The sequence below is a fragment of the Micromonospora sp. DT48 genome (assembly GCF_049844495.1).
Classification (GTDB): Bacteria; Actinomycetota; Actinomycetes; order Mycobacteriales; family Micromonosporaceae; genus Micromonospora.
This window is the reverse complement of the sequence record NZ_JBNCLE010000015.1, coordinates 62,249-76,756: the sequence shown is the minus strand read 5'-3', so window position 1 is coordinate 76,756 and position 14,508 is coordinate 62,249. Positions and strand designations below refer to the sequence as shown.

General features: G+C 68.3%; 11 protein-coding genes and 1 pseudogene. 7 read left to right on the top strand and 5 right to left on the bottom strand.

The annotated features are described in order from the left end of the window. Nucleotides 1-10 precede the first annotated feature (10 nt). Nucleotides 11-1,021, bottom strand: a complete 1,011-nt coding sequence (locus tag ACLQ2S_RS19270) for an enolase C-terminal domain-like protein (RefSeq protein ID WP_341719162.1) — start codon at nt 1,019-1,021, stop codon at nt 11-13. A gap of 98 nt (nt 1,022-1,119) precedes the next feature. Between ACLQ2S_RS19270 and ACLQ2S_RS19265 the strand changes: the two genes are divergently transcribed. Beyond that, complete coding sequence (locus ACLQ2S_RS19265) at nt 1,120-1,857, top strand: class I SAM-dependent methyltransferase (RefSeq protein WP_341719161.1); 738 nt, start codon at nt 1,120-1,122, stop codon at nt 1,855-1,857. Here ACLQ2S_RS19265 and ACLQ2S_RS19260 read toward each other — a convergent pair. After that, nucleotides 1,854-3,077, bottom strand: a complete 1,224-nt coding sequence (locus ACLQ2S_RS19260; RefSeq protein WP_341719160.1) for an ATP-grasp domain-containing protein — start codon at nt 3,075-3,077, stop codon at nt 1,854-1,856. The genes ACLQ2S_RS19265 and ACLQ2S_RS19260 overlap by 4 nt on opposite strands. A gap of 316 nt (nt 3,078-3,393) precedes the next feature. Here ACLQ2S_RS19260 and ACLQ2S_RS19255 point away from each other — a divergent pair. Next, a pseudogene (locus ACLQ2S_RS19255) lies at nt 3,394-4,254 on the top strand (pyridoxal-phosphate dependent enzyme); the annotation flags it as partial. 204 nt (nt 4,255-4,458) lie between these two features. Here the strand turns inward: ACLQ2S_RS19255 and ACLQ2S_RS19250 are convergent. Continuing rightward, the gene (locus tag ACLQ2S_RS19250; protein WP_341719159.1) at nt 4,459-5,712 is read right to left on the bottom strand and encodes an MFS transporter; all 1,254 of its coding nucleotides are present in this window, start codon (nt 5,710-5,712) and stop codon (nt 4,459-4,461) included. A gap of 289 nt (nt 5,713-6,001) precedes the next feature. Between ACLQ2S_RS19250 and ACLQ2S_RS19245 the strand changes: the two genes are divergently transcribed. The 5 genes from ACLQ2S_RS19245 (at nt 6,002) to ACLQ2S_RS19225 (ending at nt 12,951) form a co-directional block, all read left to right on the top strand. Continuing rightward, a complete protein-coding gene (locus ACLQ2S_RS19245; RefSeq protein WP_341719158.1) occupies nt 6,002-7,558 on the top strand; it encodes an ABC transporter substrate-binding protein in 1,557 nt (518 codons plus the stop codon). After that, entirely contained in the window at nt 7,555-8,607 is a 1,053-nt protein-coding gene (locus ACLQ2S_RS19240; protein ID WP_341719157.1) for an ABC transporter permease, read from the top strand. The genes ACLQ2S_RS19245 and ACLQ2S_RS19240 overlap by 4 nt, the downstream gene beginning before the upstream one ends. After that, nucleotides 8,604-10,568, top strand: a complete 1,965-nt coding sequence (locus tag ACLQ2S_RS19235) for a dipeptide/oligopeptide/nickel ABC transporter permease/ATP-binding protein (RefSeq protein WP_425702239.1) — start codon at nt 8,604-8,606, stop codon at nt 10,566-10,568. The genes ACLQ2S_RS19240 and ACLQ2S_RS19235 overlap by 4 nt, the downstream gene beginning before the upstream one ends. Nucleotides 10,569-10,571: 3 nt before the next feature. Continuing rightward, nucleotides 10,572-11,348, top strand: a complete 777-nt coding sequence (locus ACLQ2S_RS19230) for an ATP-binding cassette domain-containing protein (protein WP_341719155.1) — start codon at nt 10,572-10,574, stop codon at nt 11,346-11,348. Nucleotides 11,349-12,219: 871 nt separating this feature from the next. Continuing rightward, complete coding sequence (locus ACLQ2S_RS19225) at nt 12,220-12,951, top strand: hypothetical protein (RefSeq protein WP_425702238.1); 732 nt, start codon at nt 12,220-12,222, stop codon at nt 12,949-12,951. Between the two features lie 71 nt (nt 12,952-13,022). Here ACLQ2S_RS19225 and ACLQ2S_RS19220 read toward each other — a convergent pair whose 3' ends face one another. Next, nucleotides 13,023-13,565 carry a kinase gene (locus ACLQ2S_RS19220; RefSeq protein ID WP_425702237.1) on the bottom strand — a complete coding sequence of 181 codons (543 nt, stop codon included), beginning with the start codon at nt 13,563-13,565 and terminating at the stop codon, nt 13,023-13,025. Further along, a complete protein-coding gene (locus tag ACLQ2S_RS19215; RefSeq protein WP_425702236.1) occupies nt 13,562-14,422 on the bottom strand; it encodes a GntR family transcriptional regulator in 861 nt (286 codons plus the stop codon). Before ACLQ2S_RS19215 ends, ACLQ2S_RS19220 begins: the two co-directional genes overlap by 4 nt. Nucleotides 14,423-14,508: the final 86 nt, after the last annotated feature.

Below are 14,508 nucleotides of genomic sequence, written 5' to 3'. Positions count from 1 at the left end.
GGAAAGTTCCTCAGGACGGCACGACGCCCAGACCGGGTGCGTCGCCGAGGACGATCCGGCCGTCCTGGAGACCGAGGCCCTGGAACGGCGGCTCCCGCAGGTACAGGTGGCCGTCGAGGTCGATGTGGTCGGCCAGCGGTGCGAGCTGCGCGGCCTGGCTGATGGCGAGTTCCGATTCGCACATACAGCTGATCATGGTTCCGAGGCCGGCCCGTCGACCGGCCTCCATGACCCGCCGTGCGCTGCGGATCCCGCCGGCCTTGCACAGCTTCACGACGAAGCCGTCGGCGTACGACCGGGCGGCCAGCACGCTCGCCTCGTCGGTGCAGCCCTCGTCGAGGAAGACCGGCAGCCGGTCGGGCACCTCCCGGTAGCGGTGGTAGTCGTCGATCGCGGTCACCGGGAACGGCTGCTCGATCAACTGGATGCCGAGCCGCCGTAGCCGAGGAGTGAGTGCGCGGGCGGTCGCAAGGTCCCACGCCTCGTTGGCGTCGATCCGGACCGGCAGCGTGGTCACCGCCCGGATCGCTTCGAGGGTCTCGATGTCGCCGGGGCCGCCGACCTTCACCTTGAAGGCGCCCACTCCCGGTGCGTTCCGGACCGCGCTCGCCGCCTCCTCAGGTCCGGCCATCGAGATCGTGTAGACGGTCGGCCCGAGCGTCCGGGCCGCCCCGGACAGCTTCCAGGTCGGCTGCCCGGCGGCCTTGCCGATCCAGTCGTGCACGGCGCCGTCGAGTGCCATCCGGGCGCCCGCCGGTGCGTCCCACCGACTGATCCGGTCGAGGACGGCCGCCGGGTCCCGCAGATCCCGTCCGAGCGCCGCCGCTCCTCCGACGTCGATCGCCGCCACGACGTCGTCCGCGGTGACGCCGTCGTACCCGGTCGGTGTGCCTTCGCCGTAGGCGGTGATCCCGTCGTGCGTCAGGGTGACCATGCAGGTTGCGACGGAGTCGATTTCGCCACGCGAGCTTCGCACCACCTCGACGAGCCGCAGCGTCTCGCGACGGACGGACAGTTCCATGGGCGGATCCTCCCGATGTGCGGCCTGCCGGAACCAGACCGGGCCCGGCCGCGACTGTTAGACACGACGGACATCAACGGCGGCGGATGGAGCAGTGAATGGAGTGGTTCGAGGATGAGGCGCTGTGGACCGGGTTCACCGAGGTGATGTTCTCCGCCGAGCGTGCCGCCGAAGCCGAGGCGCGGGTGGCCGCGTCTCCGTTGCTGCGCCTGCCGGCCGGGGCCGCCGTATTGGATCTGGGGTGCGGGCCGGGGACGTACACGATTCCGCTGGCCCGCCGGGGCGCCACGGTCACCGGCGTGGACCTCAGCGCGGCGCTGCTCGACCGGGCCGCGACGGCCGCGTCCGCCTCCGGTGTCGACGTCCGGCTCGTCCGGGCGGACATGCGTGAGTTCGTCGAGCCGGACCGGTATGACCTCGCGATCAGCATGTACACGTCGTTCGGGTTGTTCGCCGACCACGCGCAGAACATGCGTGTTCTGCGCAATGTGCTGGCCAGTCTCAAGCCTGGCGGTCGGATGCTCGTCGACATGTACGGCAAGGAGATCGCGGCCCGCGACGGCCACGAACCGAAGATCATCGACGTCGACGGCGGAACGCTGCTCGTGCGCGGCACGGTCCTGGACGACTGGACCCGGTTCCGGGACGACTTCCTCCTGGTCCGGGAGGGCCAGACGCGTACGGCCGTCGTCGAGCATGCCCTCTACAGCGCCGCTGAGCTCAAGGCGATGCTTCGCGCGGCGGGTTTCGCCGAGGTCGACTGCTTCGGCGGCTTCGATGCGGAGCCGTTCGACAACCATGCCCGGCGGCTGATTGTGCGCGGCCGACGTGTCTAGCACGACGGCCGGGTGCGGACGTGGACGGCGCCCGCCGCGGCGACGGCACGGTGCGTGGCGATCTCTGCGGTCGGGCCCTCGGCGAGCACGATGCCCGCGTAGCCGCGCCCGTCGGTGACGTGCGCGACCTGTGTGCCGATCGCCTTGGTCGGATACCATCGCGGCTGCCCCGGATAGCGGTCGAGGTCGTCGATTCCGTTCACGGCAACGAGTTCACCGGCCTGATCCGGGTAGGCCAGGACGAACGCCACCGCCGGGCCGCCGGGCAGGGCCGCGTCGAGCAGGCGGGGGCGGTGGCCGAGCGCGAGGTCGACGAGGGCGGCGTAGACGTTGACCCCGAGTGCGCGGCACATCGACTCGCCGACAAGCGCACCGCCGATGCGGGGGTTCACCTCGATCAGCTGGGGTCCGTGGGTGGTCATGGCGATTTCGATGTGGGCGAACCGGTCGGTGTACCCGAGGACCGCCAGCACCTCCCCGAGCCACACCTCGATTTCGCGGAGTTCGGCGGGTGGCAGCGCCACGGGGAATGCCGTCACGTCCTCCCGGAACCAGGGCTGGGCCGACATGAGGCGGCTCGACAGCCCCAGCAGCCGGGTCTGCCCGGCCCAGGTCAGGGTCTCGGCGCTGTAGACGGGCCCGGCCAGGAACGGCTCGGCGAACAGGCTCCCGAACAGCGCTGCGTCCGCGGCCTCGCGGCGGAGCCGGGCGAGGTCGTCGGCGTCCCGGACAAGCCACACGTTCGCGCTGCTCGTGCCGGCCGTGTCCTTGACGACGGCGGGCAGCCCGACGGCCGACGCGAGCCGGTCGAGGCTCACCGTGGCCGGATCGTCCACCCCGAAGGGCGCCACCGGGCTCAGGCTCTTCTGGTTCAGCAGATCGCGGACGCGGGCCTTGTCGCGCACCAGCCGGATCACCGCCGGATCGATGCCGGGCAGGCCGAACTCGGCGGCGAGCTCGGCGCCGATCACTCCCCAGGTGTCCGTCGAGCTGATCAGGCCCCGCAGGTCACCGATCGCGTGCAGGGATTCGGTGACCGCCTGGCGGTCGTGCGTGTCGACCGGTACGACGTCGATCGTGCCGGGCGGCAGCGTGGCCAGCTCGTGGAGGTAGAGCGACTCGACACCGGTCAGCAGCGCCAGCCGTTCGCCCGAAGAGTGGGCGGCCCTGGCGAGATGGGCAAGGCCGAAGGAGAGCATCTCGAGGCACGCAATGGTCACGTTGAATATGTCGGGCGGGCAGACCAAAGAGTTCCGATCGACTGCCGTCCATTGTGGGCAAGTCACCGTGATCCAGTCCGCAGGTCGCGGAGCACGCCGGGCACCTTCGCCCGCTGAGCTGGTCGGCCGCATACCGCGCCTGGTTCCCGCAACATTCGGTTGATTCGTCCTCGGCGACGACCCCCGGCGCCGGAACTAACGCAGTCGTGCGCGCGACCTACCCGGGGGGACCAGAAAATCGACGGAGATAACTGGTCTCGCACACTTGCCGCCCTGCCGCCCTGCCCCGGCGGCACGACACGAGGGACGACCGCCCATGCCGTTCATGGTCCCGCCCGATGTCTCCGCGACCGTCCACGGTCATGTCACCGATGCCGTCAGAGCGCCCAGCCTCATCCGCCTGTCGGAGAACATGGTGCTCGTCCGGTTCGAGACGCTAAAGATCTACGCCGCTCTCGGCGCCGTCCGGGCACTGCTCGCCGACGGCACCGTACGGCCCGGAGACACCGTCATCGACAGTTCGAGCGGCATCTACGCACTGGCTCTGGCCATGGTCTGTCACCGCTACGATCTCCGCTGCCACATCGTCGCCTCGACCACCGTGACACCGACGATCCGGTCACAGCTGGAGATCCTCGGCGCGACGGTGGACCAGATGCCGGCCGAGTCCGACCTGCGCCTCGATCAGGACCGCAGGGTCGCGCGGATCCGTCAGCTGCTGCGCGCCAACCCCGGCATGCACTGGATGCGTCAGTACCACGACCCCATCCACTACCTCGGGTACGCCGAGCTGGCCGGCCTGGTGCACGTCGCGCTGCCCGACAGGCCCCTGACTGTGGTGGCCAGCGTCGGCACCGGCGCGTCGAGCGCCGGCCTGATCCAGCCGCTACGCCGGCACGATCCGGCGGCCAGACTGGTCGGGGTCCAGCCGTTCGGCAGCGTCAGCTTCGGCAGCGAACGCTTCCAGGACCCCGAGGCAATCATCGCCGGTATCGGCAGCGCCATCCCCTTCGACAACGTCCGCCCCGACCTCTACGACCAAGTGCACTGGCTGACCTTCCACTACGCCATGGCCGGCACGATCGACCTGATGCGTACGCACGCCGTCTTCGCCGGCCTGTCCACCGGAGCGGCCTTCCTGGTAGCGGCGTGGGAGGCACAGCGTCACCCCGGACGCGAGCATCTCGTCATCGGCGCGGACACGGGGCACCGGTACGTGGACAAGGTCTTTACCCGGCACCGGGATGCGCTGGACCGAGCCGCGCTGAAGCCCACCGAGATCGATACCCTCAGAGATCTGACACCGCCGTGGTCGACGATGGACTGGGATCAGCGGCCCTATCCCCCCGTCCAGGAACACATCGGGCACCGGCGCCGCCTATCAACCCGATCGGGCGCTCCGAACCTCCTCGGTTCTGGGGACGAGCCGACGCAGGCGCCGAACCACCGCCACCACCAGCGGCGGAAGCAGGATGCACTGGGCGGCCACGACCAGCCAGAACCCCGACAGCTGACCCGCCCGCTCGAAGAGTCCGTACACGCTGCCGCCGACGACACCGCTGAGGAAGGAACCGACCCCTACGGCCAGCCGCTGCTGACCGAAGACGGCCGTCGCTGACCGCTTCGAGCCCGCCAACGCCATAAGGTCGTTCTTGAGGAAGAGCACCGCGTTGCCGACGCTGATCGCCGCGACTCCGGCCCCGATCGTGAACATGTTTCCACCGGCGAACGCGACCATCCCCGTCGCCAGGAAGCCGAAACCGATCGCCATCGCCGACGGATGGCTCATCCGCTCGACCCGGTGCGCCACGAGGGGCTGCACGAGGACCAGCCCGAGGGAGTAACCCATCATCGCCACGCCGTAGAACAGCGCGGCTACTCGGCCCTCCGCGTAGCTGGAGAGGTACTGGTAGAACTGCATGTAGAGGTAGACCGACAGGGCGGTGACGACGAAGGGCAGCACCACGATGCCGTGCAACATCCGGTGATACGGCTCGACCGGCGGGGCGTCGGGGACCATCCGCTCCCTGGGCAGGAAGAAGTGCCAGACCCCGAGAATGGCGTAGACCACCGTGACGACCGCGAACATGCTGCTCGGACGCTGGATGAGCAGGGCGCCCAGCACCGGCCCGAGGGCGACGCCCAGGTTGCTGGCGGCGTTGCCGGCAGAGACCAGCCGGGGCCGCTGCTGCGGGTCGGCTCCGTGTACCAGGTAGCTGCGGTACGCCGGTGAATACAGCGAACCTCCGCTGGAAATGAGGAACAGTCCCACGACGGTGGACACCGGGCCTGTCGCTCCGAGAAGGAAGGCGCCGCCGCCGAGGCTGTAGAGGACCATGGCACCGCGCAGCGAGCGCTGCAGCCCGATCCGCTCGGCCAGCGCCGCGCTGAGCGGGGCGCTGGCGAACTGCACCAGCGTGGCGGCCCCGAGCACGACCCCGACCTGCGCCATCCCGAGCCCCGTCCGGTCGCGCAGCAGAACCGCCAGGTACGGATAGACCGAGAACGAGCCGACGTTGACCAGGAGACCACCCAGCAGCAACGCGATTTGGGCGCCCGTGAAGGGGTGATCCCGCAACGACAGCAGACGGTTACGCGCGACCGACCCGGTCCGGGACGATGTCGGGGCCGCCATCAGCCGACCGGCGCCCGCGCCGCAGCCAGGGACGCTTCGCCGAAACGACGGCTCCGTGCCGCGTACCAGCTCACCCGTGACCTCCCGGCCCGATCCCGCACCCGAGACCGCCCGATCTGCCTGCTGTCGTCGTGTTGGCGACCAGGCCGGACCCTACCCGTCTTCGGAACGGACCGTCTGTCACGGCAAGTTTTCGGGAACCAGCCGCGTGATGAAGCCGACTACTGATGCGGGAACGTCCCCCGGCCATCCGCCGTGCCCTGACCTGCCAACCCCACCAGGAGAGTCCGTGCCGCGATCACGTTCCCTCGTCACCGCCCTCGCCGTGTCGGTCGCGCTCGTCAGCGCGTGTAGCTCCGACTCCGGTGATGCCGGCTCAACCACCGTCCTGCGCATCGGGATGAGCGCGGAGTCGGGTCCGCTGGACCCGCACGCGTTCACCGGCAACTTCCTGCTGCTCGACGCGATCTACGAGCCGCTGGTCAGCTACGGCGAGGACGGGCGGCTGGAGCCGGGCCTCGCCGAGTCGTGGACCGTCGCCGAGGGCGGCAAACAGGTGACCCTCGACCTGCGCGACGGCGTACGCTTCACCGACGGGACACCGCTGGACGCTGCCGCCGTCAAGTGGAACTTCGACCGGTGGGTCGGCAACAAACGCTTCTCGTTCTTCCGGGCGTCGCAGGTCATCTCCGCCGTCGAGGCCCCGGATCCAGACACTGTCCGGCTCACCCTGTCCGAGCCGTACGAACCGTTGCTGCAGGAGTTGTCGATCGTGCGCCCGGTCCGGCTACTCAGCCCGAAGTCGGCCGCCGCTGACGGGACGTTTCAGAACCCGGTCGGCACCGGCGCGTGGAAGCTGGTCTCCAACACGGCGACCGGCGCCACCCTGGAACGCAACGGCGACTACTGGGGGGAGAAACCGCGCCTGGAACGTCTCGAATTCAAGGTCATCCCGGACTCCCAGGCCCGCGTCGACGCCCTCACCAATGGCGAGATCGACCTGATCGGCGGCCCCTACCTGGCCCCGATAACCCCGGTCGAGGCGAAGTCCCTGGACGGCCGCGACGACGTCAAGCTGCTCACCGGCGCCCCGGACGTCTCGATCATGCTCGGGTTCAACCCCGACGGCCCGGCCGGCGACAAGGCCGTACGTCAGGCTGTCGGCAAAGCGATCGACACCGCCGCAATGGCGAAGGCGCTGTTCCTGGACTACGCCGAACCGGCCCGGCGAGTGTTCCCGCCGGGAGTGCCGGACTCCGGCGCCGATTTGCCGGTCGGCTTCGACAAGGCCGCCGCCGGCAGCGTGCTGGACGCGGCCGGCTACGTGCGCGACGGCGACACCCGGGTCAAGGACGGAAAGCGACTCTCGCTGCGGCTGCTGATTCCGGCGACCCCGGCGGAGGGACAACTCGACCCGCGCACCACGGCCTCGGCGATCGCCGCTGCGCTGAAGGAGGTGGGTATCGGGGTCGAGATCGTCCCGGTCGACGCCGCCGTCTACTACGACGAGCGCGCCGAGGGCAGATACGACATCACGTTCTTCGAAACCCTCGGCGCGCCGTACGACCCGTCCAGCTCGATCGTTTCCCTGTTCACCGACGAGGCGCGGGCGCCGCTGTGGGCGACGCCGGCCATCGAGGGTCTCGTCGACAAGGCGCTGTTCGCCGCCGACCCGACCGCCCGGACGGTGGCCTACCAGAATCTCTACGACGCCGTCGCCGCCGACGCCGGGTTCGTGCCGTTGGTCTACCGGCCCCGAATGTGGGCGGTCCGTGACGGGGTGAACGGCTTCGCGGTCTCGCCCAGCGACGTCGACCTCAAACTGACCGCGGTCACCGTCGGGTGAGGACACGACGGCTGCGGTCCGCCGGACGCTACCTCGCGCGGTGGCTCGTCGACACCGTCGGCGTACTCGTGGCGTTGTCCGCCGGCACCTTCGCGCTCGTGCTGCTCGCGCGCGGTGATCCGGCGGCGATGCTGGCCGCGACCCGGGCCGGCCGGCCCGCCACGCCCGAGCAGGTCGAGGCCGTCCGCGCCGAACTCGGTCTGGACGCCCCCGCCCCGCTGCGGTACCTGCGGTGGTTCGCCGACGCGGTAACCGGCGATTTCGGGGTGTCGCTGCGGACGAACACACCCATCGGCCCGGAGATCGCCGACCGGATGGGCGTGACGCTGGGGCTGGTCGCCGGCTCCGCCGTGCTGGCCCTCGTGGTCGGCGTGGCAGTCGGCGTCGCCGGGGCGGTGTTCGAACGCGGCCTGGCGCGCGGAGCCCTGCGCACCGCAGCGCTGCTGGCCACGTCGGTGCCGGCGTTCTGGCTGAGCTATCTGCTGGTGCTGGTGCTGGCGTTGCGGCTGAGACTGGTGCCGACCTCGGGGATGGCGGGGTCCACGACCTGGGTGATGCCGTTGGCGGTGCTCGGGCTGCCGGCTGCCGGTGCGCTGAGCCGGGTGGTGGCCGTGACGCTGCGCGAGGCGCTCGACCGGCCGTACGTGCTCGCCGCCCTGGCCCGTGGCAGCCGACCGACGTCGATCGTGCTCCGCGACGGCCTGCCCAACGCCGCCGGGCCGATCCTGTCCGTCGCCGGATTCACCGTCGGCACCCTGCTGGTGGGAACCATCGTCGTGGAGCAGATCTTCGGCTGGCCCGGCCTCGGCGCCTACTTCGTCAAGGCCGCCGCAGCCCGGGACGTGCCAGCGCTACAGGCCAGCGCGCTCGTCCTCGGCGGCGGATTCATCCTCGCCAACCGCCTCGCCGACGTCGCACAGGCCCTCATCGACCCCCGATCCCGCCGCGACGCCGAAACACACCACCGCCCGCCCCGCCAGCGATGGCGCCAACCGGTGCGCAGTGGCACCGGCGAGACCACGGCACGCCCTCGGACGGAGACGACATGAACGTCCGACACCGCCGCCGAGCCATCCCACCGTCCGTGCGCACCACGCTGGTCGCCCTGCCGCTGCTCGCGTTCGCGATCGTGGGGCTGCTGGCGCCGCTGCTCGCCCCGGCCGACCCGACCGCCACCGACCTGGCGGCCAGCCTGCTGCCGCCGTCGGCGGAACACCCCCTCGGCACCGACCAACTCGGCCGCGACCAGCTCAGCCGAATCCTGCACGGCGCCCAGATCTCCCTCGCGGTCACGGCAGCGGTCCTGACGATCTCGCTGACCGTCGGCGGCGTCACCGGCACCGTCGCCGGCTACCTCGGCGGCCCGGTCGACCGGATCATCTCCCGGATCATCGACATGGCCGTCTCCCTACCCGGCATGCTCGTCGCCCTGGCCGTCATCGGCGTACGCGGTCCCGGTGCGGAGAACCTCATCCTCGCGATGTCGCTGTGGGCCTGGGCCCCGTACGCCCGCATCGCCCGCGCCCGCGTCGCCGGCCTGCGCGGCAGTCCGCACCTGGACGCCCTACGGCTGCTCGGCGCCGGACCCGCCCGCATCGTCGGCCGGCACCTGCTCCCACCGGCCCTCGCCCCGTGCCTGGTCTACGCCAGCACCGACGTCGGCGCGATCGTGCTCGGCGTCGCCACGCTCAGCTTCCTCGGCCTCGGCATCCCCCCACCGCACGCCGAGTGGGGCCAGATGCTCATCGAGGGCCGCCCCCACCTCGCCTCCGCCTGGTGGCTTGCCTACCCGCCCGGCATCGCGATCACCGCCGTCGTGTTCGCCAGCAACCTCCTCGGCGAGCGTCTCGCCACAGGCGACAAACGGCCCTCGATCCTGCGCTGGGTACTCCCGACGCGTCTTCGCGCCCCGTCCGCCCGCCGGGCCACCACCGTGCCACTGGCAGCGGCCCTTCCGACCGTCGCCCCGGCCATGTCCGACGAGAACGGCACCCTGCTGCGGGTACGGGACCTCTCGGTCAGCTATCCGCACGACGGCCGGCGCCGCCAGGTCGTCGCCGACGTCGCCTACCAGGTACCCCGGGGACACGTCCTGGCCATCGTCGGCGAGACCGGCAGCGGCAAGACCACCTCCGCGATGGCGCCGTTCGGGCTACTCGACCCCAGCGCGGTCGTCACCGGGTCGGCAACCCTGGCAGCCGGCACCCAGGCACGCCAACTCGTCGACCTTCCACAGCGGGAGCGACGCCAGATCAATGGCCGCCGTGTGGGCGTAGTCTTCCAGGACAGCCTCGCCACGCTCAACCCGTTGCGGACCATCGGCGCGCACGTCGACGAGGCCGTCCGCAACACCGGACGCGGCGGCCGGCGCGCCGCCACCCGCCGGGCCACCGAAGAGCTGCTACACCTTGTCGAGCTGCCCGACCCGGCCGGTATCGCCGGCAAGTTCCCCCACCAGATCTCCGGCGGGATGCGGCAGCGGGTACAGATCGCCATCGCCCTCGCCGGCAAGCCGGAACTGCTGGTCGCCGACGAACCGACCTCCGCCCTCGACGTCACCGTCCAGGCGCAACTGCTCGACCTGCTGGCCCGGCTCCGCGACGAACTGGGCATGGCCATGATCATCGTCAGCCACGACCTGGCAGTGGTCACCCGGCTCGCGGACACGGTCGCCGTCATGTACGCCGGCCGGATCGTAGAATCCGGACCGCTCGCCACCGTGCTCGCGAACCCGGCCCACCCCTACACCCGCGGCCTGCTCGACGCCGTACCGCATCCCGGCGCGCCACCCGGCACGCGGTTCCGCACCATGCCCGGACACTCCGGCGCCGGCCCGGACGAAACCGACGGTTGCGCGTTCGCCCCCCGCTGCCCCATCGCCGTCACCGCGTGCACCCATGACCAGCCGGCGCTGCTGACGCTCGGCCCGGCACACCATGCGACCTGCCCCCAGCAGTCCGGCGAGGACACTCTGGTGGGCGGGGCTACCCTCGAGCGGGACAGGGCCTGACCGGTGCTGGACATCGCGCAGGTCACCGCCGGCTACCCCCACCACCACGACCGCGGCCGGGCGAACGTGATCGAGAACGTCACCCTGCGCGTCGAGCCGGGCGAGATCGTCGGGCTCGTCGGCGAGTCCGGCTGCGGCAAGACCACCCTCGCCCGCGTTGTCACCGGACTCCACCGGCCCAGCACCGGCGTGGTCCGATTCTCCGGCGTCGACGTCCACAGCCTGCGCGGCCGAGCACTGCGGGCACACCGGCGGCACGTCCAGATGGTGTTCCAGGACCCGTACCTCACCCTCAGCCCGCGCCAGACGGTACGACAAGCCCTCGTCGAGCCGCTGCGCATCCACCGGATCGGCGACTCTCGAGCACAGTCCACGCGGATCGACGAACTGCTCGACCTCGTCGGCCTCGACCGTCAGGTCGGCACGCGCCGGCCCCGCCAGTTGTCCGGCGGACAACAGCAGCGCGTCGCGATAGCCCGCGCCCTGGCTCTCGGACCACGACTGCTCGTCTGCGACGAACCAGTCACCGCACTCGATGTGTCAGTCCAGGCGAAGATCCTCAACCTACTACTCGATCTACGAGACCAGCTCGGCCTGGCCTGCTTGTTCATCTCCCACGACCTCGCCGTCGTCCGACAACTCGCCGACCGGATCGCGGTCATGCGCGACGGCCGAATCATCGAGCAGGGCCCGACCCTGGAGATCACCACCATCCCTTGCCACCCATACACGCAGGCCCTACTCGCAGCGACCCCCACGATCGATCTCCAAGTCCCCTGAGGCTGCGACTGGACGGACACGGCCTCAGTCCTTCCGGAGCCGCTCGACCGCGGCCCGGCGGCTGAATCCTCGCAGGCGAGCGCCGAGCGCCGTTTGGCACGGAACCCCCGTCGATCGGAAACACGAAATTGAACGTAGCGACACGGGCCGGCACCGCCGTACTACACGGTTTTGCGCCCCACATTTCGGCCAGGTATGCGTGAACAGCCGGGGCCCCGTAATAATCCCTGGTCAGAGGCGACTTCTTCGGGAGTTTCAACACTGGTCGCCGAGGCGAAGTGTGGGGCGCTGTGTGACCACGGCGGTGACCACAAGATCACAAGCAATCGACGTCAGTTGATAACTGACGTCGATTGACCTGCACAAACACAAGGTGGAGCCGAGGGGACTCGAACCCCTGACCCCCACACTGCCAGGGGGGCTGTCGGCAGCCTGCTGTTGTCCTGGCCAGCTAGCGAGCGTGACACCGTCATCGACTCCCCTGCTACGCACCGCTAGACCCCGATGAGGACTCGGTGAACTGGCATGGAACTGGCACGACTCTCGAACCTGGCCGCCAGACGCAACACCCCGCTGTTGTCACCCAATGTGTCACCCCGCTTCGGGGCAGTTTAAGCAGCTCAAGCACCGTCAGGTGACTTGGGTGACAGCGGTGACAGGCAACCGGCCCGACACGGGCGCGCGTGCCTGCGAGGGAGTGTCCTTCGAGCTGGCGCGTGGGTTCTGACTGGGGCAAAGTCAGTCATGGACGGCACGATCAAGGTTCGGCACTTATCCGACACGGCCGAGTCTCTTGCGCGGCTAACTGGTCGAAGGAAAGATCGTCTGCTGGTTCTAGACTTCGCCGTGAACACAAGCGAGAGGCGTAGGCGTGGGAACGGACAACTCTGCGGTCAGGCTGACAGCGATCTTGGAAAGGGTGCGGGACGAGAATGCGACCGACCCCGCCCTTAGAGCCTGGATGAGGGTATTTGATGTGCCCGATTACCTCGGTGTACTCCAGGGCGCGGCCGACCTCGGACGGCTGGTCGATCAGTTGGAGGCCGATGTGCTTGCCCTGCCGAAGGACGAGGATCCGGAACATCTTCTCTCTTACCTACCTTTGCTCCGAAAGCTCATCGAGACATTTGCCATTGTTGGCAAGGTGTCGATGGTCGAATTTGCAAAGCATGCCCACGTCGGAGTGATTTACAGCGTGGCAAGCTGTGCACGAGCACTGCGACGCAACGGTCGGATCGAGCCGCTGATCGCGGATGACTCCGTAAAACAGCTTGTGAACGACGTTCGAGCGATCATTGACGACGTAATTGTCAGTGACCTTCCGGAGAGCCTGAAGGAGCTTCTGGTCGACCGCCTGAGAGACGTTGAAGTATCGCTACTCAACGTCCGCATTGGTGGGTATGCGAGCGTCGAGAAAGCCATGGATTCTCTCACGTTTGCGGCGATGCGGGCGACAGAGCCGGATAGCGGAGAGCGCGCGCAGGCTGGCTCCTTCGTCGCCCGCCTATGGGGAAAGCTAAGCGAGCATGCCCAAGGGGCAGAGGCCATCGCTTCAACGGCGGCCAGTACCGCAGAGGTAGTCAAGGCGATTACTGGAAGCTGATGTCGATCCGTCACACGGGGGGTGCGGGTAGGAATGACTATTGTTGCGCCGCCGTCGTGCGCTCGAATCGTCTACGTTGCCCGCCTAGCCTCAATTCGGGCTGAAATTTGTTGGGCAACCTCCGCCGGGTCGATCTTTCCCGTGTCGAATTCAAGGTCTGCGGCGATTCCTGGTTGGGTTTGATCCCAAACGATAAGGCGTTCCAGGGTATCGCCGGTTTTTCTCGCTGCAATTCGCTCCGCAGCTACATCCCGAGCACACCAGAGGCAAACAACAACCCAACAGATACCTGGCGTTGATCGCTTGACAGCATCAATCGCCTCTATCTGACCGAGGTGCAGGATCGGTACCCGGTGCTCGGCAAAACATACGAGGGCTGGCCGGTCGACACCGTACAGTGAGTTGTATCGCCTGTTCTCCCAGATCATGTCACCATGCTTACGCAACTCGACGAAATGGCTAGGCGTTACTAAACGGTACCCGTAGGTTCGGCCGCCACCCGCTTTCAACCGGGGGAATAAAGCAAACTTGTCATCAATTTTGGCTAGTTCGCGGGTCACGGTGTCCTTGCCCGCCGCCGGTGGGCCGTACAAAATTACGCCTGCTGAACTCATTGACGACCACCCTCAGCCTTCAACACTTGTCGAAGCAGGCTACGCGCCTGCGCCTGTAGCGGTACTCCGGATGCACAATTATCCACCAGCGCATGAGGAATTCCGGGCCGGAAATCCAAGTCGATTCTGCTTAGGTATTCGGACCAATTAGCTAGCTTGGCAGCGTCTCGGGCCGCTCCTCGGTGGCGAATGTAGGTGTGCATCGTACTGGCGTCACAGTAGACCCAAACAAAGGTGGTTACAGCCTTCATCTCGGCTAGAGACGCCTGCATGCGCTCTAGCCAAGCTGGATCCTTGAACTCCGCCACGAAGGGCGCTGTAACGATCGCGCTGTTGCCGCACGAGACATTCTCGATTGTGGCCGCCACTAGTGACTCATACTCGCGCGGCCTCATGAGTTTGAGATACCCGTCTGATTCGCGGTCGTTAGGCGAAAGACCCATGACCTCAAGGGCCGCTTCAACAATTGGGCGCGTCAGCGTGTCTTTATCAAGCATTGGCCAACCCGTTTCACGGGTAAGGATGCGACCCAACTCGGTTTTACCGCTGCCAGCGTACCCACCAATCATCAACACATGCGGGTTGCTGGGCCGGATTTCTACTCGCCTGCTTTGTTCTGGCGCGTTGACAACCCGCTTAGATCGCGACTTGCTGACCACTAGGCCCTCTGCGGCGAGCAGACGCATTGCCTCAGTAATCGTGAATACGCTCACTCCCCACTGTTCGGCCAGCTCCCGAGTCGTCGGTAACGCCTCGCCATGTCGGAGTGCGCCCGACTCAATGTCGTTGCGAAGGTTTCGGGCCACCTGCTGGTGCAGCGCCTCAGACCGAGCTAGCCGGGGCTCAGGGGTAGGCATGGGAGTCCTCTCGCGTGGCAACGGCAACCCTCGGAGCCTATCAGCGGCCTACCAGATGATAGGTCGCTCCGTACCGTCGTGCCTGG

Coding starts and splice junctions, on each gene's coding strand:
- ACLQ2S_RS19270 (WP_341719162.1), bottom strand. CDS start 1,021: ATGGAACTGTCCGTCCGTCGCGAGACGCTGCGGCTCGTCGAGGTGGTG.
- ACLQ2S_RS19265 (WP_341719161.1), top strand. CDS start 1,120: ATGGAGTGGTTCGAGGATGAGGCGCTGTGGACCGGGTTCACCGAGGTG.
- ACLQ2S_RS19250 (WP_341719159.1), bottom strand. CDS start 5,712: ATGGCGGCCCCGACATCGTCCCGGACCGGGTCGGTCGCGCGTAACCGT.
- ACLQ2S_RS19235 (WP_425702239.1), top strand. CDS start 8,604: ATGAACGTCCGACACCGCCGCCGAGCCATCCCACCGTCCGTGCGCACC.
- ACLQ2S_RS19220 (WP_425702237.1), bottom strand. CDS start 13,565: ATGAGTTCAGCAGGCGTAATTTTGTACGGCCCACCGGCGGCGGGCAAG.
- ACLQ2S_RS19215 (WP_425702236.1), bottom strand. CDS start 14,422: ATGCCTACCCCTGAGCCCCGGCTAGCTCGGTCTGAGGCGCTGCACCAG.